The organism is Pantoea sp. SIMBA_079, from assembly GCF_046940275.1.
GTDB classification, from domain to species: domain Bacteria; phylum Pseudomonadota; class Gammaproteobacteria; order Enterobacterales; family Enterobacteriaceae; genus Pantoea; species Pantoea borealis.
In genome coordinates, this window is the sequence record NZ_JAWRYR010000006.1 from 51,765 (window position 1) to 73,964 (window position 22,200).

At 57.4% G+C, this 22,200-nt stretch carries 21 protein-coding genes; 10 read left to right on the plus strand and 11 right to left on the minus strand.

What is annotated here, in order from left to right:
• Positions 1-15: 15 nt before the first annotated feature.
• The 8 genes from gyrB to SB719_RS10365 all read left to right on the plus strand — a co-directional run bounded on the left by gyrB (position 16) and on the right by SB719_RS10365 (position 10,128).
• Positions 16-2,424 (plus strand): DNA topoisomerase (ATP-hydrolyzing) subunit B, encoded by a 2,409-nt coding sequence (gyrB, locus tag SB719_RS10330; protein WP_039381501.1) that lies wholly within the window; start codon positions 16-18, stop codon positions 2,422-2,424.
• A 194-nt stretch (positions 2,425-2,618) separates the two neighbouring features.
• On the plus strand, positions 2,619-3,428 hold the full coding sequence (gene yidA, locus SB719_RS10335; RefSeq protein ID WP_065647879.1) for a sugar-phosphatase: 810 nt from the start codon (positions 2,619-2,621) through the stop codon (positions 3,426-3,428).
• A gap of 456 nt (positions 3,429-3,884) precedes the next feature.
• Positions 3,885-4,583, plus strand: coding sequence for a FadR/GntR family transcriptional regulator (locus tag SB719_RS10340; protein ID WP_065647878.1), 699 nt, complete (start codon positions 3,885-3,887; stop codon positions 4,581-4,583).
• Complete coding sequence (locus SB719_RS10345; RefSeq protein WP_412159215.1) at positions 4,580-5,458, plus strand: 2-dehydro-3-deoxygalactonokinase; 879 nt, start codon at positions 4,580-4,582, stop codon at positions 5,456-5,458. The genes SB719_RS10340 and SB719_RS10345 overlap by 4 nt, the downstream gene beginning before the upstream one ends.
• Positions 5,442-6,059, plus strand: a complete 618-nt coding sequence (locus SB719_RS10350; RefSeq protein WP_412159216.1) for a 2-dehydro-3-deoxy-6-phosphogalactonate aldolase — start codon at positions 5,442-5,444, stop codon at positions 6,057-6,059. The genes SB719_RS10345 and SB719_RS10350 overlap by 17 nt, the downstream gene beginning before the upstream one ends.
• Entirely contained in the window at positions 6,056-7,204 is a 1,149-nt protein-coding gene (gene dgoD, locus SB719_RS10355) for a galactonate dehydratase (RefSeq protein ID WP_304234945.1), read from the plus strand. The genes SB719_RS10350 and dgoD overlap by 4 nt, the downstream gene beginning before the upstream one ends.
• Before the next feature lie 259 nt (positions 7,205-7,463).
• Positions 7,464-8,756 (plus strand): MFS transporter, encoded by a 1,293-nt coding sequence (locus SB719_RS10360; RefSeq protein WP_065647874.1) that lies wholly within the window; start codon positions 7,464-7,466, stop codon positions 8,754-8,756.
• 100 nt (positions 8,757-8,856) lie between these two features.
• A complete protein-coding gene (locus SB719_RS10365) occupies positions 8,857-10,128 on the plus strand; it encodes a DUF3748 domain-containing protein (RefSeq protein WP_065647873.1) in 1,272 nt (423 codons plus the stop codon).
• On the opposite strand, the gene SB719_RS10370 is transcribed toward SB719_RS10365, so the two are convergent.
• Positions 10,097-10,453, minus strand: coding sequence for a YceK/YidQ family lipoprotein (locus tag SB719_RS10370; RefSeq protein ID WP_065647926.1), 357 nt, complete (start codon positions 10,451-10,453; stop codon positions 10,097-10,099). The genes SB719_RS10365 and SB719_RS10370 overlap by 32 nt on opposite strands.
• A gap of 287 nt (positions 10,454-10,740) precedes the next feature.
• Here SB719_RS10370 and ibpA point away from each other — a divergent pair, with 287 nt between their 5' ends.
• On the plus strand, positions 10,741-11,157 hold the full coding sequence (gene ibpA / locus SB719_RS10375; protein WP_039381531.1) for a small heat shock chaperone IbpA: 417 nt from the start codon (positions 10,741-10,743) through the stop codon (positions 11,155-11,157).
• A 55-nt stretch (positions 11,158-11,212) separates the two neighbouring features.
• On the opposite strand, the gene SB719_RS10380 is transcribed toward ibpA, so the two are convergent.
• The 10 genes from SB719_RS10380 to SB719_RS10425 all read right to left on the minus strand — a co-directional run bounded on the left by SB719_RS10380 (position 11,213) and on the right by SB719_RS10425 (position 21,346).
• On the minus strand, positions 11,213-12,118 hold the full coding sequence (locus SB719_RS10380) for an EamA family transporter (RefSeq protein ID WP_304234940.1): 906 nt from the start codon (positions 12,116-12,118) through the stop codon (positions 11,213-11,215).
• A 40-nt stretch (positions 12,119-12,158) separates the two neighbouring features.
• Positions 12,159-13,445 carry a valine--pyruvate transaminase gene (locus SB719_RS10385; protein WP_065647871.1) on the minus strand — a complete coding sequence of 429 codons (1,287 nt, stop codon included), beginning with the start codon at positions 13,443-13,445 and terminating at the stop codon, positions 12,159-12,161.
• Between the two features lie 84 nt (positions 13,446-13,529).
• On the minus strand, positions 13,530-14,504 hold the full coding sequence (gene ghrB / locus SB719_RS10390) for a glyoxylate/hydroxypyruvate reductase GhrB (RefSeq protein ID WP_292970174.1): 975 nt from the start codon (positions 14,502-14,504) through the stop codon (positions 13,530-13,532).
• 67 nt (positions 14,505-14,571) lie between these two features.
• Positions 14,572-15,852 (minus strand): MFS transporter, encoded by a 1,281-nt coding sequence (locus SB719_RS10395; RefSeq protein WP_065647869.1) that lies wholly within the window; start codon positions 15,850-15,852, stop codon positions 14,572-14,574.
• Positions 15,853-15,945: 93 nt separating this feature from the next.
• A complete protein-coding gene (locus SB719_RS10400) occupies positions 15,946-16,893 on the minus strand; it encodes a sugar kinase (RefSeq protein ID WP_304234937.1) in 948 nt (315 codons plus the stop codon).
• A gap of 10 nt (positions 16,894-16,903) precedes the next feature.
• Complete coding sequence (locus SB719_RS10405) at positions 16,904-17,650, minus strand: sugar phosphate isomerase/epimerase family protein (protein ID WP_304234935.1); 747 nt, start codon at positions 17,648-17,650, stop codon at positions 16,904-16,906.
• Between the two features lie 127 nt (positions 17,651-17,777).
• Positions 17,778-18,803: a LacI family DNA-binding transcriptional regulator gene (locus SB719_RS10410; protein ID WP_292970169.1), complete on the minus strand. Its 1,026-nt coding sequence runs from the start codon at positions 18,801-18,803 to the stop codon at positions 17,778-17,780.
• 61 nt (positions 18,804-18,864) lie between these two features.
• Positions 18,865-19,860: a LacI family DNA-binding transcriptional regulator gene (locus tag SB719_RS10415; RefSeq protein WP_304234933.1), complete on the minus strand. Its 996-nt coding sequence runs from the start codon at positions 19,858-19,860 to the stop codon at positions 18,865-18,867.
• Positions 19,861-20,014: 154 nt separating this feature from the next.
• The gene (locus SB719_RS10420) at positions 20,015-20,677 is read right to left on the minus strand and encodes an OmpA family lipoprotein (protein ID WP_065647925.1); all 663 of its coding nucleotides are present in this window, start codon (positions 20,675-20,677) and stop codon (positions 20,015-20,017) included.
• 108 nt (positions 20,678-20,785) lie between these two features.
• Positions 20,786-21,346, minus strand: a complete 561-nt coding sequence (locus SB719_RS10425; protein WP_065647864.1) for a DNA-3-methyladenine glycosylase I — start codon at positions 21,344-21,346, stop codon at positions 20,786-20,788.
• 128 nt (positions 21,347-21,474) lie between these two features.
• On the opposite strand from SB719_RS10425, the gene SB719_RS10430 reads away from it, so the two are divergent.
• On the plus strand, positions 21,475-22,146 hold the full coding sequence (locus SB719_RS10430; RefSeq protein ID WP_065647863.1) for a hypothetical protein: 672 nt from the start codon (positions 21,475-21,477) through the stop codon (positions 22,144-22,146).
• The last annotated feature ends 54 nt before the right edge of the window (positions 22,147-22,200 follow it).

The window sequence follows — 22,200 nt, forward strand, 5'->3', positions numbered from 1 at the left end:
GAGCGAGAAACGTTGATGTCGAATTCTTATGACTCCTCAAGTATCAAAGTCCTGAAAGGGCTTGATGCGGTACGCAAACGCCCGGGTATGTATATCGGCGATACGGATGACGGCACCGGTCTGCATCACATGGTATTCGAGGTCGTGGATAACGCCATCGACGAAGCGCTCGCCGGACACTGCAGTGATATCGTGGTCACTATCCACGCGGATAACTCCGTGTCGGTGCAGGATGACGGGCGCGGTATTCCGACCGGTATTCACCCGGAAGAGGGGGTCTCTGCGGCGGAAGTGATCATGACCGTTCTGCACGCCGGCGGTAAGTTTGATGACAACTCTTACAAAGTATCGGGCGGCCTGCACGGCGTGGGCGTTTCCGTGGTTAATGCCCTGTCGCAGAAGCTGGAGCTGACCATTCGTCGCGACGGCAAAGTGCACCAGCAGACCTACGTGCACGGCGTGCCGCAGGCGCCACTGGCCGTTACCGGCGATACCGAGACGACGGGTACGCGCGTGCGCTTCTGGCCAAGCCACGAGACCTTTACCAACGTCACCGATTTTGAATATGAAATCCTTGCCAAACGCCTGCGTGAACTGTCGTTCCTGAACTCCGGCGTCTCTATTCGCCTGCAGGATAAGCGCGACGACAAGAGCGACCACTACCACTACGAAGGTGGTATCAGGGCGTTTGTCGAGTATCTGAACCGCAACAAAAACCCGATTCACCCTAACGTGTTCTACTTCTCTACCGAGAAAGATGGCATCGGAGTGGAAGTGGCGCTGCAGTGGAATGATGGTTTCCAGGAAAACATCTACTGCTTTACCAATAACATCCCGCAGCGCGATGGCGGAACGCATCTTGCCGGTTTCCGTGCGGCGATGACGCGTACGCTGAACGCTTATATGGATAAAGAGGGCTACAGCAAAAAAGCCAAAGTCAGCGCCACCGGTGATGATGCGCGTGAAGGCCTGATTGCTGTGGTTTCCGTGAAAGTGCCGGATCCGAAGTTCTCTTCGCAGACCAAAGATAAGCTGGTCTCCTCCGAAGTGAAATCTGCGGTAGAGCAGCAGATGAATGAACTGCTGAGCGAATACCTGCTGGAAAACCCGGCGGATGCAAAAATTGTCGTGGGCAAAATTATCGATGCGGCGCGCGCGCGCGAAGCAGCACGCCGTGCGCGTGAGATGACCCGCCGCAAAGGCGCGCTGGACCTGGCGGGCCTGCCGGGCAAGCTGGCAGACTGCCAGGAGCGCGATCCGGCGCTCTCTGAAATCTACCTGGTGGAGGGTGACTCTGCAGGCGGATCGGCGAAGCAGGGGCGTAACCGTAAAAACCAGGCGATTCTGCCGCTGAAAGGCAAAATCCTTAACGTAGAGAAAGCGCGTTTCGACAAAATGCTCTCTTCGCAGGAAGTCGCTACGCTGATCACCGCGCTGGGCTGCGGTATCGGCCGCGATGAGTACAACCCGGATAAGCTGCGCTATCACAGCATCATTATCATGACCGATGCGGACGTCGATGGCTCACATATCCGTACGCTGCTGCTGACCTTCTTCTACCGTCAGATGCCGGAAATCATTGAGCGCGGCCACGTTTACATTGCACAGCCGCCGCTGTTTAAAGTGAAAAAAGGCAAGCAGGAACAGTACATTAAAGACACCGACGCGATGGATCAGTATCAGATCGCCATCGCGCTGGACGGCGCTACGCTGCACACCAACGCCAGCGCACCGGCGCTGGGCGGTGAGCCGCTGGAGAGCCTGGTCGCTGAGTACAACAGCACGCAGAAGATGATCAAACGCATGGAGCGTCGCTTCCCGGCAGCCCTGCTTAATGCGCTGGTCTACCATCCAACGCTGGCAGGGCTGGATGATACCGCCGCCGTCAGCAGCTGGCTGGAAACGCTGGTAGCGTATCTTAACGAGCGTGAAGCACACGGCAGCACCTATGTGGCGCAGGTACGTGAAAACCGTGAGCTGCAGCTGGCTGAGCCGGTACTGCGTGTGCGCACCCACGGTGTGGATACCGACTACCCGCTGGATAGCGAGTTTATCGGTGGCCCGGAGTATCGCAAAATCTGTGCGCTGGGCGAGCAGCTGCGCGGCCTGATTGAAGAGGACGCCTATATCGAGCGTGGCGAACGTCGTCAGCCGGTTGCCAGCTTCGAGCAGGCGATTGAGTGGCTGGTGAAAGAGTCACGCCGCGGTCTCTCCATTCAGCGCTATAAAGGGCTGGGCGAGATGAACCCGGAGCAGCTGTGGGAAACCACCATGGATCCGGACAGCCGCCGTATGCTGCGCGTCACCATCAGGGATGCGATTGCTGCCGATCAGCTCTTCACCACGCTGATGGGCGATGCGGTGGAGCCGCGTCGCGCCTTTATCGAAGAGAACGCGCTGAAAGCCGCTAACATCGATATCTGATACGCTCTGACCCCTCCCGCCCGGGAGGGGTTTTTTATATCCGCAAAGTCCTTTCTCCTGCACCATCCGGCATCTCAACCACCAGGCTCAGCCTGCCGCCCACCGCATCTGCGATCCGCTGCGCCGATAAACTGGTCAATGAGAGCTGAATCGCGCTAGCATTAAAGCCAGACCCTGAATTAACCGAGGACGTTATGGCGATAAAACTGATTGCGATCGATATGGACGGCACGCTGCTGAATCCGCAGCATGAAATTACTCCGGCGGTAAAAGCAGCCATCGGGCGGGCGCGCGATAAAGGCGTGTCGATTGTGCTGGCAACCGGCCGTCCGTTTGTCGGCGTTGAGCGCTATCTGACGGAGCTGGATCTGCGCCAGCCGGGTCAGTACTGCATCAGCAACAACGGCGCGCTGGCGCACCGCGCTGACAGCGGCGAAGTGGTTGCCGAGAAAACGCTGAGCTTTGACGATTACCTCTATCTTGAGCAGCTGGCGCGTGAACTCGGCGTGCATTTTCAGGCATTCGACAAATCTTTCCTCTATACGCCTAATAAAGACATCAGCGAATACACCATTCATGAAGCCAGCCTGACCGGTATTCCGGTGCGCTATCGCGCGGTTGATGAGATGGATCCGGCGACGCGCTTCCCGAAAATTATGATGATCGATAAACCGGCGCTGCTGGATAAAGCGATCTCCGGGCTGCCGGCGAACATGCGTGACAGCTACACCGTGCTGAAAAGCGCGCCTTATTTTCTGGAAATCCTTAACCCGCTGGTGAACAAAGGCTATGGCGTGAAGATGCTGGCGGAAAAACTGGGCCTGCAGCAGTCAGAGGTGATGGCGATTGGCGATCAGGAGAACGATCTGGCGATGATTGAATATGCCGGCACCGGCGTGGCGATGGGCAATGCCATTGAGTCAGTGAAAAAAATCGCGCAGTTTGTGACCAAAAGTAACAGGGAAGATGGCGTAGCGCACGTTATCGAAGAGCTGGTGCTGTAACAGCATCAGGTTTATGTGGTTTCCGGCAAGCAGCATTTGTGCTGCTTTTTTGCGGCCCGACGGGCTGCGAAACTCTTACAGATAATTACCTCGCCGCTTTGCATCTATAGCGCGAAGGCTGCTGCAGGCCATGCACGCTTTCGCGTCCTTCAGGCTTCTTCATTGCCGTAATTAAAAACGCACCTCCATACAGGTAATGATGATCCGGCAGGGAGACCGCCTGCCAGAGCCCGCAGGAGCGGGTGTTGCCGTTCCCGGCGTGCTGACTCTCCTTTCTGACCCTGCGCCGTATCCACAACGGTAAAATCCGCTTGATTGTCTGTTTTGTGATCTGAATTGTAGTACGAGGAACATATATAGTACTACAATCGTCCGCAATGGCTCAGGCAGCCGTTAGGTTTCATACCAGGAACGCAGTAATCTGACAGGCTGACCCCCTGCATATACCGGACCCCTATGACACAACAACCGCTGAGTAAAACAGAGCGCATCATCCATACGCTGGGTGAAGAGATCGTCGCCGGAAAATATGTACCGGGCGCGGCGCTGCCTGCAGAAGCAGAGCTGTGCGAACAATTCGGGACATCGCGCAACATAATCCGCGAGGTTTATCGTGCGCTGATCGCAAAGCGCCTGATGGAGATGAAGCGGTATCGCGGTGCGTTCGTAACGTCACGCAATCAGTGGAATTATCTCGATAGCGATGTACTGCAGTGGGCGCTGGCGCACGATCAGGATCCGCGCCTGATTGCCGCCATGAACGAAGTGCGTGTGCTGGTGGAACCGCAGATTGCGCGCTGGTCAGCCGAGCGGGCGACCTCTACCGATCTGGCCGCTATTGAACAGGCTTATAACGATATGGTAGCCAACCATCTCGATCGCGAAGCATTTAACGACGCTGATATTCGCTATCACGAAGCAGTGATGGGGTCTGTACATAATCCGGTGCTGCAGCAGCTCAACGTGGCGATAAGCCAGCTGCAGAAAGCGGTGTTTGCGCAAACGTACATGGCGGACGCCGGCAACATGCCGCGCACATTAGCTGAACATAAAGCGCTGTACGACGCGATTCGCCATCAGGATGGCGATGCCGCGGAACGTGCAGCAAAAGCAATGATTGCCAGCTCCACGGCCCGACTGAGAGACATTTTGTGACCAGCTATATCGCTATTGACTGGGGCTCAACAAATTTGCGCGCCTGGCACTATCAGCAGGGCGTCTGCGTTGATGAGCGCCGTTCGCCCGCCGGCATCACGCGCCTCGGCGACCAGACGCCAGCGCAGGTCTTTGCCAGCGTCACTGCCGGCTGGCCCGTTGATGAGGTGCCGGTCATTATGGCTGGCATGGTCGGCAGTAATGCCGGCTGGCTGTCCGTTCCCTATCTGCCCTGTCCGGCCAGCCTGAATGCGCTGCACGATCATCTGACGTGTGTGGAGCAAAAAGCGTGGATTGTGCCGGGACTGAGCGTTGAACGTGATGATAACTATAACGTGATGCGCGGTGAAGAGACGCAGCTGCTGGGGGCGCTAACGCTGCAGCGGGTGCCGCTGTGCGTTATGCCTGGCACGCATGCCAAATGGGTTCAGCTGGAACAGGATCGGGTGCTTGATTTTCGTACGGTAATGACCGGCGAGCTGCACCATTTGCTGCTGCAGCAGTCGCTGATTGGTGCCGGTCTGCCCGGGCAGGAGACCTGCCAGGCGGCATTTATGCAGGGAGTGGAAAGAGGATGTCAGGATGCGTCTGTTATCGCCCGCCTGTTTGAAGTCCGTGCGGCGCATGTGCTGGGCGCACGCGATCGCCGGCATGTGAGCGAATTTCTTTCCGGCCTGTTGATTGGCCATGAAGTGGCGCTGATGACGCAGCAAATGGCATCGTCACCACAACCGATCGCCATTATTGGCGGTCATGCACTGGCGCAGCGCTACCAGCAGGCGCTGACTTTTATTAACCGGGATTCAGTTACGCTGGAAGGCGATGTTGCATTCCAGCATGGAATGAGGAGTATTGCGAATGTCCTGGCCCACTAAACTGCCGCTAATTGCCATTCTGCGCGGCATTACACCGGATGAAGCTGAAGCACATGTTGGTGCGCTCATTGAGGCTGGCTTTGATGCCATTGAGATCCCGCTGAATTCGCCCGACTGGGCGCAAAGCATCGGGGCGATGGTGGCAAAGTTTGGCGATAACGCGCTGATTGGTGCCGGAACGGTGCTGGAAACGGCGCAGGTCGACACGCTGGCAACGCTGAACAGTAAACTGGTGGTTACGCCTAATACGGATGCGGCCGTGATTCGCCAGGCGGTCGCGCAGGGCATGATGGTTGCGGCCGGTTGTGCTACCGCTTCAGAAGCTTTTACCGCTTTAAAAGCGGGCGCGCAGGCGCTGAAAATTTTTCCCTCTTCAGCCTTTGGCCCCGGCTATATCAAAGCGCTGAAAGCAGTCCTGCCGCCGGAAGTACCGATGTTTGCCGTTGGCGGCGTCACACCAGAAAATCTGCATGAATTTATGGCTGCAGGCTGCATCGGCGCCGGTCTGGGCAGCGATCTCTATCGCGCCGGCCAGCCGCTGTCACGCACGGCAGAGAAGGCCCGCGCATTTATTGCTGCTTACAAGGACGCTGTACAATGAAAATTACCCGACTCACGACGTATCGCCTGCCGCCGCGCTGGATGTTCCTGAAGATCGAAACCGATGAGGGCATTACCGGCTGGGGTGAACCGGTGATCGAAGGACGCGCCCGCAGCGTTGAAACGGCGGTGCACGAACTGTCAGACTATCTGATCGGGCAGGATCCGGCGCGCATTAACGACTTATGGCAGGTGATGTACCGCGGCGGCTTTTACCGCGGCGGCCCGATTCTGATGAGCGCCATTGCCGGCATCGATCAGGCGCTGTGGGATATTAAAGGCAAAGCGCTTGGCGTACCGGTGTATCAGCTGCTGGGCGGCCTGGTACGTGACAGTATCAAAGCGTACAGCTGGGTGGGCGGCGATCGGCCGGCGGAAGTCATCGATGGCATTCAGAAACTGCGCGCCATCGGGTTTGATACCTTCAAGCTCAACGGCTGCGAAGAGATGGGGATCATTGATAACTCCCGCAAAATCGATGCGGCGGTGAATACCGTTGCGCAAATCCGGGAAGCATTCGGCAGCGACATTGAGTTTGGACTCGATTTCCATGGCCGCGTCAGCGCGCCAATGGCAAAAGTGCTGATCAAAGAGCTGGAGCCTTATCGTCCGCTGTTCATTGAAGAGCCGGTGCTGGCCGAGCAGGCGGAATACTATCCGCGTCTGGCAGCTCAGACGCACCTGCCCATTGCTGCCGGTGAGCGGATGTTCTCGCGGTTTGAATTCAAACGCGTGCTGGAAGCGGGTGGACTGGCCATTCTGCAGCCCGATCTGTCGCACGCTGGCGGCATCACCGAATGCTACAAAATTGCCGCGATGGCCGAATCGTATGATGTTGCACTGGCACCGCACTGTCCGCTGGGGCCGATTGCGCTGGCGGCCTGTCTGCATATCGACTTCGTATCGCGTAATGCGGTCTTTCAGGAACAGAGCATGGGCATTCACTATAATCAGGGCGCCGAACTGCTCGATTACGTGATTAATAAAGACGATTTTAAAATGGACGATGGCCACTTTTATCCGTCAAATAAACCCGGCCTCGGCGTGGAGATTAACGAAGAGCTGGTTATTGAGCGCAGTAAAAATGCGCCGGACTGGCGTAATCCATTATGGCGCTTCCCGGACGGTTCTGTGGCTGAATGGTAACCGCGGTTCTGCTGCGCACGTTTGCGCGGGTGAATGATTAAAATAATCGCCTTACAACATGCCGGATTATTCAGGCTATTAAAAATTTATAAATATTTTAAAAGATGTGCCGGATAAATAAGGCTCAGGTTATTCCTCAGCCTTACTGACGGCACGGCATATTTACCGCTGCGGCGGCTTACATCCGAAAATCTTACCCTGCATTGTTTGCGGTGCGCCCTGTTACGCCCTGCGAACAACATCACGACGGAGAAACACCATGGATCTCTCTGCTGTTCAGGCCAGACCAACGCGGCGCCGTTATATAACGCTGTTAATGATCTTTATTACCGTGGTTATTTGTTATGTGGATCGCGCTAATTTAGCGGTGGCTTCGGCCCATATTCAGGAGGAGTTTGGTATTACCAAAGCGGAAATGGGTTACGTTTTTTCCGCCTTTGCCTGGCTATATACGCTTTGCCAGATCCCCGGAGGCTGGTTTCTCGATCGCGTGGGTTCACGGCTGACCTATTTTATTGCCATTCTTGGCTGGTCGGTGGCGACATTATTTCAGGGGTTTGCCACCGGCTTATTATCACTGATTAGCTTACGTGCAATTACCGGTGTATTCGAGGCACCGGCATTTCCGACAAATAATCGTCTGGTCACCAGCTGGTTTCCGGAGCAGGAGCGTGCGTCTGCCGTTGGCTTCTACACCTCCGGACAGTTTGTCGGGCTGGCTTTTCTGACGCCGCTGCTGATCTGGATCCAGGAACTGCTCAGCTGGCACTGGGTGTTTATCATCACCGGCGGAATTGGCATTCTCTGGTCGCTGGTATGGATCAAGGTGTACCGGGCACCAAAGCACAGCAAGGGGATCAACCAGGCCGAGCTGGACTATATTCGTGAAGGCGGGGCTATGGTCGACGGTGATGCACCGTCAGAGAAAAAAGCGCGTACCCGGCTTACCGCTGCCGACTGGAAACTGGTATTTCACCGTAAACTGTGCGGTGTGTACCTTGGCCAGTTTGCGGTGACCTCAACGCTGTGGTTCTTCCTGACATGGTTTCCTAACTATCTGACTCAGGAAAAACATATTGCCGCATTAACCGCCGGTTTCATGACCACCGTACCGTTTCTGGCTGCGTTTTTCGGGGTGATCCTGTCCGGTATCGTTGCCGACAGGCTGGTGCGCCGTGGGCGCTCTATCGGCTTCGCACGTAAAATGCCGATTATCTGCGGCCTGCTGATCTCCACCTGTATTATGGGCGCTAACTACACCAATGACCCCGTGTGGATTATGGTGCTGATGGCGCTGGCATTCTTCGGTAACGGTTTCGCCTCAATTACCTGGTCACTGGTATCCTCACTGGCCCCGGTGCGTCTGATTGGCCTGACCGGCGGCATGTTTAACTTTATCGGCGGGCTTGGCGGTATCACGGTTCCGCTGGTCGTCGGTTATCTGGCACAGGATTATGGCTTTGCGCCGGCGCTTGTTTATATCTCCGCCGTGGCGCTGGTCGGCGCGCTCTCCTATATTCTGCTGGTCGGAGACGTGAAGCGCGTAGGCTGACAGGCGAGGCGCGCATGGATGCGCGCTTCCCCGCAAAACTGCTGCACCCCCTGAGGGAATCGCGTACCGTATCAGCATCGGTTATCTGTAAGAGCATCCCATGTCAGAAAAACAGCTTACCTTTGCGCAGCGGCATCATCAGCTGACCAATATCAACGTCTGGACCGCCGACAGCCAGTGGCTGGCGTTTGACGTGCGCCCCTCCGGTGCCTCCTTTACCGGCCTGACCATTGAGCGGGTTAACGTTTTTACCGGCGCCGTTGACGTTCTCTATCAGGCACGCGACGGTGCTCACGTTGGCGTAGTGACCGTCAGCCCCGATCTGCCGCCGCGCTACGTCTGTATTCATGGTCCGGAACATCCTGATGCAGACTGGCATTACGATTTTCATCATCGCCGTGGCGTCATCGTGCAGGAGGGGCATGCGGAAACGCTGGACGCCTGCGATATTACCGCGCCCTATACGCCGGGTGCACTGCGTGGCGGATCGCATGTACATGTCTTCAGTCCGGACGGCACCCGCCTCAGCTTTACCTACAACGACCATGTAATGCATGAACGGGATCCGCGCGAGGATTTACGTAACGTCGGCGTAGCCGTGCCGCTGCATCCGGTCTGCCCGGCTGAAAAACATCCGCGTGAGTATGATGGCAGCCACTACTGCGTGCTGATTAGCCAGACGCAGCGTGACCCGCAGCCCGGCAGCGACGCAATCGATCGCGCCTACGAAGAGTGCTGGATAGGCGAACGCGGCTATCAGAAAGCAGACGGCAGCTGGCAGCGCTGGGCTATCGCCTTTATCGGCGATACGCGCGACGCCAGCGGGCAAAAAGTGCCGGAAGTCTTTATCGTTGATTTACCGGAGGCGCTGACTGATTACGCCCGTCCCGGCAGTTCGCCGCTGGAGGGCAGCGATACCCGGCTGCCGGCACCGCCGGCGGGCGTGCAGCAGCGACGGCTGACGCAGACCAGGGGCCTGGCGCTGCAGCCGCGTCACTGGCTGCGCGCGGCTCCGGACGGCAGCGCCATTGCCTTTCTGCTGGCGGATGAACAGGGCATCATTCAGCTCTGGAGCGTGTCACCTAATGGCGGTGAGCCGCGGCAGATCACCCGGCTCAGCAGCAGTATCCAGTCTGCTTTCAGCTGGCATCCGCAGGGGGATGCCATCGCCTTTATCAGCGCCGGGCGTGTGATGCGCTGTGAAATAGCTGACGGTCGCTGTACGCCACTGACGCCAGTCAGTGCTGCCGCGCTGAGCGGCGACGCGGTGGTCTGGTCGCCGGACGGAAATCAGATCGCCTATATGCGTGAAGTAGCGGGCTGGCGCCAGCTGTTCTGCGTCAGTGCGACGCCGGCATCGCCGCAGCCGTAGCGAGGCTTGCCTGCGTATTGGCCTCTTTTTCACTTTGCAGTACGCGTTCGCGCGGTGAGGTACCGCGCTTATCCTCACCGGCGTGGAAGTAGTCCCACGGCAGCAGCAGCGTATCCAGCACGGCAGAGAAGGGCAGATCGAGCAGCGCCAGCGGCTTCAGCACCCAGCCCGTATCGTCATCAGTGAGCATTTTTGCGCTGGCGCGCGTGCCAGGATAGTAACCCTGGCTGCCGCCGGAGTGCGACATCATGCTGGAGCAGCCGGAAGTGGTTATCACACAGCACACCAGCAGGCCGGTCAGCGGAAAACGTTTTATCATCTTCATCGTCATCATCCCTTCAGTCATGGCTGCATCCCTGGCAGCAATAGGTCACCTGACGTCATCAGCGCTCTCTGGCCCTGTTTTCAGTGCAGGTGCAGGGTTTCCTGAGTGTATGTCATCTCACCGGTTTTGCTGCAAAAAAATCACGCCGGCGGCCCTTGAAAAGATCGCTACCATACCCATTTTCACATTACGGCCGTATGACTGTTGCCGCACGGGACAGTGCCGGGCCGGACAACCTGTCCATAGTGGAAGGTTGCCAAAACTTGCTGATTATCAGGAGTCTTATTATGCGTAACTTTGATCTCTCTCCACTTTATCGTTCTTCCATCGGTTTCGACCGTCTGTTCAATCTGCTGGAAACCAATCAGAATCAGGCGAACGGAGGCTATCCTCCTTACAATGTTGAGCTGGTGGATGAAAACCACTACCGCATTACGATTGCGGTGGCGGGCTTTGCTCAGAATGAGCTGGATATCACCGCCCACGACAATATGCTGGTGGTACGCGGCGCGCACCCTGAAGAGCAGCCAGAGCGCAAATATCTTTATCAGGGCATCGCCGAGCGTAATTTTGAGCGTAAATTCCAGCTGGCCGATCACATCGTGGTGCGCGACGCGCGTCTCGAACTTGGGCTGCTGAGTATCGATCTGGAACGCATCGTTCCTGAAGAAGCGAAACCGCGCCGGATTGAAATTCTGAAATAAGGCTGTCACACAAGCCTCAGGCGCCGCAGCAATGCGGCGTTTTTTTTGGTCAGGATCAGGCGCGGGAGAGCAGGCGCTGGCTCAGCAGGCCGCCAAAGACATTGATCAGCAGACCGGCAACGATAACCGCTGCGCCCAGCAGCTCCTGTGTGGTCAGCGCTTCATCCAGCACGACTGCCGCGCTGATAATACCCACCACCGGCACCAGCAGCGTCAGCGGCGCGACGCGCCAGGTTTCATAGCGGCTCAGCAGCCGGCCCCAGATGCCATAACCGATGATAGTGGCGATAAACGCAAGATAGATCAGCGCCAGAATAGTCTGCAGTGAAATTCCCTGCAGGCTGTGCACGATTAGCGTCCTGCCTTCAAACCACCACGAGCAGGCGAAAAAGGGAATAACCGGCACCAGCGCGCTCCATACTACCAGCGACATTACCGGCACACGGTGATTGCGCAGAATGACTTTATTGGTGATATTGCCCAGCCCCCAGGAGGCCGCCGCCGCCAGCGTCAGCAGCATGGTTGTCAGGGTAATGCCGCCTGCCGTCTGGCCAGTCATACCGGCGCTGGCGAGCAGATACATACCCAGCGTCGCAATCACAATGCCGGTAATGTGATTCCAGCGCAGCTTCTCAGCCAGCAGCAGCGCGCCCAGCAGCAGGGTGAAGAACGCCTGCGCCTGCAGCACCAGCGAGGCGACCCCGGCGGGCATGCCAAGCTTGATGGCTAAAAACAGGAAGGCAAACTGTCCGAAGCTGATCGTCATGCCATAGGTCACCAGCCAGCGCAGCGGAATAGCCGGACGCTTTACAAAAAGCAGAGCCGGAAACGCCACCAGTGCAAAGCGCAATCCTGCCAGCAGAAAAGGCGGCATGCCCTGCAGCCCGAGTTTGATCACCACAAAATTGACGCCCCACGCCACGACGACGCACAGCGCTAACAGCATATCTTTTACGGACATAAGGGCTTCCTGTTCTCAGGCTGCAGGCGGTTCCGGGCGCTTAAACCCGGTTCCCGTCTGAGGGTAGCGTAACGCTTTCGGCCTCGCGGAGTGCGCGCTCCAGCTCCTCCGCCAGAATCTGTACTGCACGCTCAATCTTTGCCGCTTCCGGCACATAGTTCATGCGCATGCACTGATGCGTATGCGGCCACGCCTGCTCCAGTCCCGGAAAGAAAAAGTGGCCTGGCACCATCAGCACACCGCGCGCCTTGAGACGCTGGTAGAGCACTTCAGTGGTGATAGGCAGATCGCGGAACCAGAGCCAGAGGAAAATGGCCCCCTCTGGCTTGTGGATCAGGCAGCGATCTTCGGGCAGATAGCGGCGCAGGATCGCCAGCGTCTCCGCTACTTTAGCCTGATAAAACGGGCGGATAACCTCATCAGACAGGCGCAGCAGATCGCCGCGGACAATCATTTCGTTTGCCAGCGCCGGACCAATGCTGCCGGGGGCCAGACTGATGATGCCGTTCATATTGCCCAGCGCGCCAATGGTGCTTTCATCAGCAATAATGATCCCGCAGCGTGCGCCAGGCAGGCCGAGTTTGGAAAGGCTCATGCAGAGAATGGTATTGGGATTCCACAGCGGGCGCGCTTCGCTAAAGATAATACCGGGGAAGGGCACGCCGTAGGCGTTATCAATTAACAGCGGCACACCGTGCTGCTGTGCCAGCGCATCCAGCTGCAACAGCTCATCATCAGTGATCACGTTGCCGGTCGGATTAGTCGGGCGCGAGACGCAAATCAGCCCGATATCCTCATTCAGCGGCAGATGATCGAAATCGACATGATATTTAAACTGTCCCTCTGGCAGTAGCTCGATGGTGGGCTTCGCTGAAACAAACAATCCCTCCTCGAGACCGGCGTCGGCGTAACCAAGATATTCCGGCGCCAGCGGAAACAGCACGCGCTTTTTACTGCCGTCGGCGCGGTGTCCGGCGAACAGATTAAACAGGTAGAAAAACGCACTCTGGCTGCCGTTGGTGAGCGCAATATTTTGCGCCGTGATGGGCCAGCCGAACTGCTCGCGCAGCAGGGTGGCAAGCGATGCCAGCAGCTGCGCCTTGCCGCGCGGGCCGTCATAGTTGCACAGCGCCTCGCTCAGCGTGCCATCTTTATGCATCTGCAGCAGCAGCTGATCAAAATAGTCATTCATCGCCGGGATCTGTGCCGGGTTACCGCCGCCCAGCATGATGGTGCCGGGAGTGCGCAGCCCCTCTCCCATATCTTCCATCAGACGGGAGATACCGGTGGGTTGCGTAAATTTGTCGCCGAACTGAGAAAAGGACATAGGAAGTAAAAATTTTGTGAAAGAGAATGGAGAAAACCACCATAACGCCCGCCGCAGGCGGGCGCAATGGCTAAAGCGGTCGCATCAGCGCAGAACCTGCGGGTTAACGCAGTTTTTATCCGGTGTACCGGTCAGCGCGGCGATCAGGTTTTCAACCGCATCACGGGCCATGCCGTAACGCGTCTCGTGCGTGGCGGAACCAATATGCGGCAGCGTCACCACGTTCGGCAGGGTAAGGATCTCCGCCTCAGCGGGAACGGGTTCCACCTCAAAAACGTCCAGTCCGGCCGCCAGCAGGGTGCCCGCTTTCAGCGCGGCCGTCAGCGCCTGCTCATCCACGACCGGGCCGCGACCCGCGTTGATCAGAATCGCGCCGGGTTTCATCAGCTGCAGCTGCGCGGCACCAATCATGTGGTGTGTCTGTTCGGTCAGCGGCAGACTGATGCAGACGAAATCACTCTCTTTCAGCAGCGTCTCCAGATCGCAGGCGCGCGCCTGAAAACGGCTCTCTGCTTCTTCATGCTGACGGCGGGCGTTATAGAGAATATTCATGCCAAAACCAAAATGGGCGCGCTGCGCCAGCGCCAGACCAATACGGCCCATGCCCAGAATTCCCATGGTTTTATGGTGAACGTCGGTGCCAAACAGATCCGGACCGATGCTCTTTTTCCAGTTCCCTTCCTTGACCCATTTATCCAGCTCGGCCACGCGGCGTGCGGTGCTCAGTACCAGTGCCATCATGGTATCAGCTACGGTTTCGGTCAGTACCGTCGGGGTGTGCATCAGCAGCACCTTGCGCTGATTCAGCGCATCAACGTTAAAGTTGTCGTAGCCGACAGAGACCGTGGAGCAGGCGCGCAGCGCCGGCATATGCGACAGCAGCGTGTCATCGACCTTGCCACCGGAACCGATAATGCCTTCTGCCTGTGCAAAGGCGTCTGCATGCTGATGCACCGTTTCTGGTGTGACATCTTTTACTTCAGTGACGCGAAAATGGGTGTCGAGCTGGCGGCGCAGATCGTCAGGCAGGCTTTTGTAGAGGATCACAGCAGGTTTCATGAATAGCTTCCTGTAGAAATAGGTGACGGGCGGCAGGTGCCGCCCGGAGAAGTCATTTCTTACGCTTTCAGGCGTGCTTCGCCCCGGGAATTGGCGGCGTTTTGTTTGCGGCAGGCTTGACGATCAGCGTCAGCCAGACCGAAACCAGCAGGGCTGAACCCATGAAGATATAAGACGCGGCCGGGCTGCCGGTTGCTCCATTAAGATAGCCGACAATCCATGAACCGATAAAGGAACCCAGTGCGCCCATGCTGTTAATCAGCGCCATAGCACCACCTGAAACGTTGCGTGGCAGCATTTCCGGAATGATGGCAAAGAAAGGACCATAAGGGGCATACATGGCTCCGCCGGCAATCACCAGCAGCGCATAGGAGAGCCAGAAATTGCCCGGACCTACCAGATAAGAGCCGAGGAACGCCAGGGCACCAATCAGCAGCAGCGGCCAGACAAACAGTTTACGGTTTTGCGTTTTATCTGACGCCCACGACACCACCACCATGGCGATAGTGGCGACCAGATAAGGCACCGCTGAGAGCCAGCCCGCTTCCACCATACCCATCTGCGTGCCGTTGCGCAGAATGGAAGGCAGCCACAGCACAAAGCCGTATACGCCAATACTCCAGGCAAAATATTGCATGCAAAGAATGATCACATTGCGATTGCGAAACGCTTCACTGTAGTTGCGCACCGCTTTGATATTTTCCTGCTCTTTCTGCAGCTGCGCCTGCAGCGCGGCTTTTTCCTCATCGCTCATCCATTTTGCCTGCGCCGGTTTGTCCTGCACCAGGAACCACCAGGCGATGGCCCAGATCACCGCCGGAAAACCTTCGATGATAAACATCTCACGCCAGCCAAAGGCATTAATCAGATAGCCGGATACTACTGACATCCACAGTACGGTGACCGGGTTGCCGAGGATCAGAAAGGTATTGGCGCGCGAGCGCTCTGATTTAGTAAACCAGTTACTGATATAGATCAGCATCGCGGGCATGACGGCCGCTTCTACCACGCCGAGGATAAAGCGGATCGCCGCCAGCATCGGAATGTTACTGACGATACCGGTCAGCGAAGCGCAGCCACCCCACAGGATCAGGCACCAGAAAATCAGTTTTTTTACGCTGCGACGCTCGGCATAGATAGCACCAGGGATCTGAAAGAAAAAGTAGCCGAGAAAAAACAGCGCGCCCAGCAGCGATGACATGCCTTTGGTAATGCCGAGATCGTCATTGATGCCGGCGGCAGAGGCGAAGCTGAAGTTCGCCCGGTCCAGATACGCCAGACTGTAGGTGATAAACACGATGGGCATGATATACCACCAGCGTTTTGGCGCGATTGTCTGCGATTTCATGCGTGACTCCTCTGGTTGAGGCGGGCACATTCCGTGGATGCGCCTCAGAATAATAGTGTTGTAGGGTAAGTAGTATTGTGCCGGCGCAGTAGATCAGTAATCACCCAGCGCCGCGCGGGTGGGTAAACCTTCGCTGTCGCCCGCTACCTGAATAGCGAGCGATCCGATTTTGTTGCCGCGCAGAATCGCCTGCGGCAGCGTTTTACCTTCCAGCAGGGCGCTGATCAGGCCTACGGCAAACCCGTCGCCTGCGCCTACGGTATCCACCACGTTGTCGACCAGCACCGGGGCGACCACGCCTTTTTCGCCCTGTGCCGTTTTATACCAGGCGCCGTCGCAGCCGGTTTTGATCACCACGGCTTTCACGCCTTTATCGAGGTAGAAATCAGCAATGGCTTCCGGCTGGCGATAGCCGGTCAGGATATAGCCCTCTTTTTCACCCGGCAGCACCCAGTCGGCATACTCTGCCAGCGCATTAAGCTGCTGGCGCATCTCTGTTTCGCTGCGCCACAGCACCGGACGCAGGTTAGGATCGAAAGAGATGGTTTTGCCCTGCGCGCGCATGGACTGCGCTGCATACTGCAGCAGCGCCAGCGAGGAGTCAGAGAGTGCAGCGGCCACGCCGCTCAGATGGAGGTGGCGCGCGCTGCCAAAATAGTCCGGATTGAAATCTTCCGGTGAGAGATGGCTTGCCGCCGATCCTTTGCGAAAATATTCCACTTCCGGATCGGAGCCGTCGTCAACGCGTGCTTTCAGCTGAAAGCCGGTACGGTAGCGGGGATCCGTGGTTACACAGCGGTGATCAACGTTTTCTTTTGCCAGCTGCTGCAGCGTAAAGCGTCCGAAGCTGTCATCACCTACACGACTGACCCAGCCAACCTGCAGGCCAAGCCGCGCCAGGCCAATGGCAACGTTCAGTTCGGCACCGGCAATACGCTTGATAAAGCGCTCTGCCGCTGCCAGGTCACCGGTTTGCTGCGCGATAAACATCGCCATCGCTTCGCCAATGGTAACGACATCAAGTTGAGAATGGTGTGTCATGGCAGGCTCCTCACGCGGCACGCAGCAGGTCAACATAGTGGCGGGTTACCGCCAGCAGATCGCCGCCTTCCAGCGGAAACTCAATACCGCGCGGTGCATCAGCGGGCAGGGCGTGCAGCAGCGTGCGCCAGCTCTCATCCGCCTCATCAAGGGCGATAGCACGAAACGAGTCACGATGCGCAACCGCCGCCTTAACGTGCACATAGCTGACATAGCGACTGAGCTGGTGAGCGGCCTGCAGCGCATCCTCGCCCGTCCAGAGCCAGTTTCCCATGTCAAATGTCATATCCAGCGGCAGCGCGGCATCGCAGGTATGGTGAAAAAAGCGCAGCATCGGCGCCAGCGTACTGTCAGCAGTCTGATCGTTCTCAATAACCAGCGTCACAGACGTAGACGCGAGGATTTCCACCAGCTGCGGGTCAGCCAGCTGAACAAAGTGGCCGATAGCGAGCTTCAGCCGCTGCGCACCGAGCTGTTCTGCTTCCTGGAAAAACTGTGCCAGGCGTGGGTTGAGTGCACCATCTGCCAGCCACAGCGATTCCGGTACCGAGTAGCTGACCTGCAGCGACTGCTCACGCGCCGTCTGGCCCAGTTCCGGCAGCTGCAGCAGCTCAGTGTCGCTGAACAGCTCGCGACGGATCTCAACGCCGTCAGCGCCGGCCGCTTTGATCAGCGGCAGCAGGCGGATCTGCCCGCCAAGCTCGGCAATTTTATGCGCGCCATAGGCGGCAGTCACTACAATAATTTCTGGTCTCATTACGTCTCTCCGGGCACCAAACTGCCTCCCAATCGTTAAGAAAACGTTAGATGGAACCGGTTCCAAAGGAAAGACGCAGACTGCGGATTTATGATCCTGCTCACGAAGTCAGTATCAGGTCCCGATCTCAGCGCAGCGGCTGGCTCGACCCGCGAACGATCAGCTCGCCGGAAAAAACCTGATCCCGTATGGGCGCATCGCTGCCGTCAATGCGGGTGATCACCTGTTCCAGCGCCGCATAGCCAATCTGCCACGTAGGCTGACGCAGCGTGGTGATACCGACGCCGGCCAGCGCCGCCCACTCCAGTTCATCAAACCCCAGCAGGCCGATATCTTTACCCCAGACCAGCTCCAGGCGCTGGAGCGCCCGGGCCACCTGCAGCGTCAGGGCCCCATTGGCGGCTATCACGGCGACGCGTCTGCCGGCATGCTGCTGATAGAAGTTCAGCAGCGCCTGCTCCAGGGGGGCGGGCTGATGCAGCGGCACTTCCGCATTCTCCGCCACTGCGTCCGGCGCAGCGCCTGCGGTGGCGAAAAAGGCGCGCAGGCGTTCGCGGCGGGTGTTGACGCTGCCCAGCGGCTCACTGAGAAACAGCAGTGCGTTATAGCCGTTATCCAGCAGATGGCGCGTGGCGTGGCAGGCTGCTTCCTGGTTATTCAGTCCGACGACATCGCAGGCGAACTCAGGAATTTTACGGTCGATCAACACCATCGGCAGCATTGACTGCTGCAGCCGGTTGAGCACTACCTCATGCATACCCACTGCATTAACCACAATACCCTCAACCTGATAGCTGCTCAGCAGCTGCAGATAGTGCTGCTCCAGATCGACCTCATTGTTGGTGTTACACATCAGTAGCGTAAAACCGCGGGCGCGGCAGGCGGCTTCAATACCGCTCAGCACATCCACAGAATAGGGATTGGTAATATCTGCAATGATCAGGCCAATTAATCGCGTGCGGCCGCGTTTCAGGCCGCGCGCCATCTGGCTGGGACGATAATTCAGCGCGTCAATTGCCTGTTCAATGCGGGTTTTCAGATCGGGCGAGAGAAGATGTTCTTCCCCGTTCAGATAGCGGGAAACACTGGTTTTACCGGTATTTGCCGTGCGGGCAACATCGCTGATTGTGGCGCGTGGCGGCCTGGTTTTCATTGCATATCCCTGAGAAGTTAAATCAGGCGAAGACTACCACAGCACGCGCGGCACGCCATCATCAGGCGTCAGCGGCCAGGCGCAAAACCGGCTGCCAGAGCGTCTGTAACTCGGTAACCGGTCTGTCTGCCAGCAGCTGCAGCACCATCTCCGCCACGCATTCGCCGATACGCTGCTGAGAGATTTGCAGAATCACATTAACCGGATGATCAATGATCGAGTCATGGGGCAGACCGTCATATACGTAGAGCGCTATCGCGCCGGTACCGGAGAGCCGCTGCTGCTGCTGGAGCGCAATTGCAGCGCCCTCGCCGAGCGTGCTGCAGTCGGTGATAATGGCCTGCGGTGGCGCTGGATGGCGTAGCCAGGCGAGCGTCTGCTGCAGACCGGCACGACGGGTGGGCGGCAGTGACGCGACAAATTCTGCGGGCTGTGCGGCAGCCTGCAGCGTATCCAGAAAGCCGCGGCGGCGATCGATGATATAGGTGCCCGGCTCATCGGTGCCGAGCCAGGCAAGCCTGCTCAGTCCCTGCTGCAGGGCGTGCTGTGCCGCCAGCTGTGCACCCGCATAGTTATCGTAATCGAACCAGGCGTAGGGCTGCGGCAGCTCACTACGGCCGAGGGTAAGAAAGCGAAACCCTTTCTGCTGCAGGCGCTGCAGGCGGGCGTCGTGCGGGGTGGTATGGGTAACGATCAGCGCATCAAGCGCGCCGCTGCGCAGCATGCGCAGTAAATTGCGCTGCTGATCGCGCGGTTTATCAGGCAGCAGCAGCAGGTCAATATCCTGACGCGCAAGACACCGATCCAGCGTCAGCAGCATGTCGCTGTAGTAGCTGTCGTTAAGCGAGGCAGTGCTGACGGGTAATACCAGCCCGACGGCATTTGCCCGGCCGGTTTTCAGGCGGCGTGCCGCAATGTTTGGACGATAACCGCGGCGGCGCGCTTCATCCTGAATGCGTTGTCGTGTTGTTTCCGCCACGTCATCGTAGCCGTTTAACGCGCGACTGACGGTGGTAACAGAGAGGCCAAGAGCGGTAGCGATCGCTTTGAGTGACATGGGCGTATCCGACCGGTTAAGTTTTCGTCACGCTGGTATGATCCAGTGTAGTATTCAGACAGCGAAGGCAGTATACACACTTTTCTGGAAGGGTTTCCAGTTATTTCCGGAAGGGTTCAGAAAACCGGCCTGCGGGCGCAGGCCGGCTGGGTACTTAGTTCAGCGGGCTGAGAGTGATCTCAACGCGGCGGTTCTGCGCTTTCCCCTCTTCAGTGCTGTTGCTGGCAACCGGGTTATCCGGACCCATGCCCTGCGTACGCAGGCGATTCTGTGCTACGCCCTGCAGCACCAGCGCGCTGGCCACGCTTTCAGCACGCTGCTGCGACAAACGCATATTCAGCGCGCGCGACCCGGTGCTGTCGGTATAGCCGACAACGTTAACAGCAGTTTTTGGATACTCTTTCAGCACCATTGCCACGCCGTTCAGGGTGTTAGCACCGGCCGTTTTCAGCGTCGCGCTGCTGGAGTCAAAGGTCACATTGTTTGGCATATTCAGAACAATGTTGTCGCCCTGACGGGTTACGCTGACGCCCGTACCGCGCATTTTGTCACGCAGTTTTGCTTCCTGAACATCCATGTAATACCCCACGCCGCCACCCAGCGCTGCACCAGATGCCGCGCCGATCAGCGCACCTTTTTTACGATCTTTTTTGGAGGAGGAGAGCACGCCTACTCCGGCACCGACGACGGCGCCCAGACCCGCACCAATTCCGGATTTACCCGCCTGCGATTCGCCGGTATAAGGATTGGTAGTACAACCCGACAGCGCAAGGCTGCCGCTTACAAATAAGGCCAGCGTCAGAGCACGCTTTTTCATCATCAGTCCCTCAATATACTTATGGGTAACAGTCCCGGAAAGCCACTATTATGCCGTTCAAAGATAGGGAAATTCGTGAGGCTGAATCTGAAAATGTAACTTTTTGCGTTAAAGATTATCAGGATGGCAGAAACAGGTCGTCTGATGATCGTTAATCAGCCCGCAGGCCTGCATAAATGCGTGGCATATTGTGGGGCCGATAAATTTGAAGCCGCGCTGCTTCAGGGCTTTCGAGAGCGCTATTGCCGGTTCGGAAGTAACCGGTGCCTGCCGGTAATCAGCATAATGGTGCAAAATGGGGCGATCGTTCACGAATGACCAGATAAAGCAGGGAAAGTCTTCGCCCTCTGCTTCCAGCGCCAGCAGGGCACGTGCGTTCTGTACAATCGCTTCCAGCTTACCGCGATGGCGGATCAGCCCGCTCTCCTGCATCAGACGGTTGATATCTTTCTCGTTCATCCGCGCCACGGCTGCCGGCTCAAAATCATGAAACGCCTGACGGTAGTTTTCACGCTTTTTCAGCACGGTGATCCAGGAAAGGCCCGCCTGCTGCCCTTCAAGGCAGATCATCTCAAACAGGGCGCGCCTGTCTCGCTGCGCCACGCCCCACTCCTGGTCATGATAATTCACGTAAAGCGGATCTGCTGTTACCCAGCCACATCGCTGCATGTTCTGCTCCCTGGTTCTGCTGCGGACGTTAACCGGCGAGGCTGAAAACCGGCACCAAATGAGAAGCGCAACGAGTCAGGTGAAATATACTAAGCGCGCTAATTATTTTCTTATTTGGTTACATTATAATGCGTGAACATATTACTCTTATTAGCCGCGAGATGGCGGCCTTTCTCATCAGTGGATCGCTTCTGGTTTTCTGCATGTCGATGGTATACATCGATGTGGCGTGGATGCACAACGCGCTACACGAAACGTCGTTTACGGAAATCACACAGGCGGTGATGCTGACTCTGCTTGCTGCGCTTTTCTTTCGCGCCGCGTCGCAGCGACCGCAGCAGCGCAGCGCGCTGATTCTGGTGGGCGGATTTTACAGTTGCATGCTGATACGCGAACTCGATTATCTGTTTGATTTTATTCAGCACGGTGCCTGGCTCTGGTTTGCGCTGGCGACCACTGCAGCCTCACTGGCGCTGGCGCTGCGCACGCCGGCGCAGATTCTGCCCGGCCTGGCTGCGCTGCTGCAGCACCGCAGCTGGCAGATGATGGCTGCGGGCTTACTGGCCATACTGGTGTTTTCCCGGCTGTTCGGTATGCATCAGCTCTGGCAGCAGCTGATGCTGGAAGGGTATAACCGGGTCGTGAAGAACATGGCCGAAGAGGGCTGCGAACTCTTTGGTTACAGTCTCTGCCTGATCGCATCGCTGCGCTACCTGTGGCAGACGCGTGTTACACAGCAGGATGCGGCCCGAGATAGCGTCTCGCCTGCGCTAAGCCATGCCCGTTACGCTCCGCGCTAATTCCTGCTTTTATGACGATCCCCGGTGTTAAAACAGGTACACTGTCTGTCTGGC

Coding starts and splice junctions, on each gene's coding strand:
- gyrB (WP_039381501.1), top strand. CDS start 16: ATGTCGAATTCTTATGACTCCTCAAGTATCAAAGTCCTGAAAGGGCTT.
- yidA (WP_065647879.1), top strand. CDS start 2,619: ATGGCGATAAAACTGATTGCGATCGATATGGACGGCACGCTGCTGAAT.
- SB719_RS10340 (WP_065647878.1), top strand. CDS start 3,885: ATGACACAACAACCGCTGAGTAAAACAGAGCGCATCATCCATACGCTG.
- SB719_RS10350 (WP_412159216.1), top strand. CDS start 5,442: ATGTCCTGGCCCACTAAACTGCCGCTAATTGCCATTCTGCGCGGCATT.
- dgoD (WP_304234945.1), top strand. CDS start 6,056: ATGAAAATTACCCGACTCACGACGTATCGCCTGCCGCCGCGCTGGATG.
- SB719_RS10360 (WP_065647874.1), top strand. CDS start 7,464: ATGGATCTCTCTGCTGTTCAGGCCAGACCAACGCGGCGCCGTTATATA.
- SB719_RS10365 (WP_065647873.1), top strand. CDS start 8,857: ATGTCAGAAAAACAGCTTACCTTTGCGCAGCGGCATCATCAGCTGACC.
- SB719_RS10370 (WP_065647926.1), bottom strand. CDS start 10,453: ATGAAGATGATAAAACGTTTTCCGCTGACCGGCCTGCTGGTGTGCTGT.
- ibpA (WP_039381531.1), top strand. CDS start 10,741: ATGCGTAACTTTGATCTCTCTCCACTTTATCGTTCTTCCATCGGTTTC.
- SB719_RS10380 (WP_304234940.1), bottom strand. CDS start 12,118: ATGTCCGTAAAAGATATGCTGTTAGCGCTGTGCGTCGTCGTGGCGTGG.
- SB719_RS10385 (WP_065647871.1), bottom strand. CDS start 13,445: ATGTCCTTTTCTCAGTTCGGCGACAAATTTACGCAACCCACCGGTATC.
- ghrB (WP_292970174.1), bottom strand. CDS start 14,504: ATGAAACCTGCTGTGATCCTCTACAAAAGCCTGCCTGACGATCTGCGC.
- SB719_RS10395 (WP_065647869.1), bottom strand. CDS start 15,852: ATGAAATCGCAGACAATCGCGCCAAAACGCTGGTGGTATATCATGCCC.
- SB719_RS10400 (WP_304234937.1), bottom strand. CDS start 16,893: ATGACACACCATTCTCAACTTGATGTCGTTACCATTGGCGAAGCGATG.
- SB719_RS10405 (WP_304234935.1), bottom strand. CDS start 17,650: ATGAGACCAGAAATTATTGTAGTGACTGCCGCCTATGGCGCGCATAAA.
- SB719_RS10410 (WP_292970169.1), bottom strand. CDS start 18,803: ATGAAAACCAGGCCGCCACGCGCCACAATCAGCGATGTTGCCCGCACG.
- SB719_RS10415 (WP_304234933.1), bottom strand. CDS start 19,860: ATGTCACTCAAAGCGATCGCTACCGCTCTTGGCCTCTCTGTTACCACC.
- SB719_RS10420 (WP_065647925.1), bottom strand. CDS start 20,677: ATGAAAAAGCGTGCTCTGACGCTGGCCTTATTTGTAAGCGGCAGCCTT.
- SB719_RS10425 (WP_065647864.1), bottom strand. CDS start 21,346: ATGCAGCGATGTGGCTGGGTAACAGCAGATCCGCTTTACGTGAATTAT.
- SB719_RS10430 (WP_065647863.1), top strand. CDS start 21,475: ATGCGTGAACATATTACTCTTATTAGCCGCGAGATGGCGGCCTTTCTC.